The sequence below is a fragment of the Streptomyces spinoverrucosus genome, assembly GCF_006539505.1.
Classification (GTDB): domain Bacteria; phylum Actinomycetota; class Actinomycetes; order Streptomycetales; family Streptomycetaceae; genus Streptomyces; species Streptomyces spinoverrucosus.
In genome coordinates, this window is record NZ_BJND01000187.1 from 1 (window position 1) to 1,187 (window position 1,187).

At 66.3% G+C, this 1,187-nt stretch carries 1 protein-coding gene and 1 pseudogene; both read right to left on the bottom strand.

The window, feature by feature from the left end:
• Positions 1 to 155: 155 nt before the first annotated feature.
• Complete coding sequence (locus SSP24_RS42440; RefSeq protein ID WP_229866391.1) at positions 156 to 629, bottom strand: flavoprotein; 474 nt, start codon at positions 627 to 629, stop codon at positions 156 to 158.
• 86 nt (positions 630 to 715) lie between these two features.
• Positions 716 to 1,187, bottom strand: a pseudogene (locus SSP24_RS42445) (transcriptional regulator); the annotation flags it as partial.

Here is a 1,187-nt window from a genome sequence, read left to right on the forward strand (position 1 = left end):
GATCAAAGCGAGTTCGGCGGGAGTCATGCCTTCCAGCTCGCCGCTTTGCTCATTGATCCATGGCATGCCAATGAGGATGTGGCCCGGAACGGCGGAGGACCCGGACAGACTGTCCGGGTCCTCTTTCCTTGCAGGTCAGGCGTGTTGATCAATCGTCATCGGGTGGCCACATCCACTGTGTCGAGCACTGCCGACCAGGGGAGTGCGCGCCCCGGCGGCGCTTCCCGCGGCTCGTACAACGGCCACACATCGGGGCCGTAGACGACGTGTACGCCCCCCGCTCGAAGGGTGTCGATGTGGCGCTGCCACGCCGGATGGCGAGCGTGCGCCGCGTTCACCCGCGGGAAGACGACGACGGGCAATCCGAGGGTCCCAATAGCCTCGCCCACCTGCGTCAGTGCCTGGTTGTCCATCAGGCCGGTCGCGAGCTTGGCGACCATGTTGGCCGACGCGGGGGCGACGACGTAGCAGTCAACCGGCGGGTGTGGTCGGGCCTCGCCGGGCAACCGCGGCTCATCGCGCACGGGCAGACCGGTCAGTTTCTCCAGCCGCTCGACCTCGCCACTGAGCCGTAGCCACTGACCCGCGGTCGGCGTGAGCGTGACGGCTACCTGCCAGCCGCGATCCATCGCGGGCTCTACGAGACCAGTGCGCAGCGCCTCTACGCCTCCAGCCGCAGACCCGACGACCCCGAGCACTCCACGCCTGCCTGAACTCACTGCACCGCCCTGCACCGCTGAGCCATCACGAACACCTCGGACGAACGCGAGCCACCCGTGACCGGAGACTGTTTGATCAGGTCCCGCAGCGTTTCGCGCACCCTGGGATTGTTGCGTACGAGCTGCGGCGAGGTGCGCTCAGCCGTTCGCAGCTCCGTGAACGCCTCATCACCCCGTCCGGTGAGCGACAGGGCGCGCGCGTAGTCGATCCGATGCGAGACGCTGCGTTCCTGCGGCATATGGTCGACGTTGATCTGTCCGTGTTCCACCACGTACGACACGTTGTCGAGATCCAGCTCAACAGACAGGCGGTGAAGCAGCACGTTCGTAGGCCCAAAGCCGGTCTGCCAGTAGTTCTCATCCGACCCGAGATCGTCCGCGAGTTCTTCGGCTTGGTCCAGCAAGCCCTTCGCGGTGGGTCGGTCCTGGTGACGTGCTGCCGCTACAGCGGCGCGCAGGTGGATCATG

What these genes read in the sequence shown, in the direction of transcription:
- SSP24_RS42440 (WP_229866391.1), bottom strand. Translation starts at nt 629, where the DNA reads ATGGATCGCGGCTGGCAGGTAGCCGTCACGCTCACGCCGACCGCGGGT.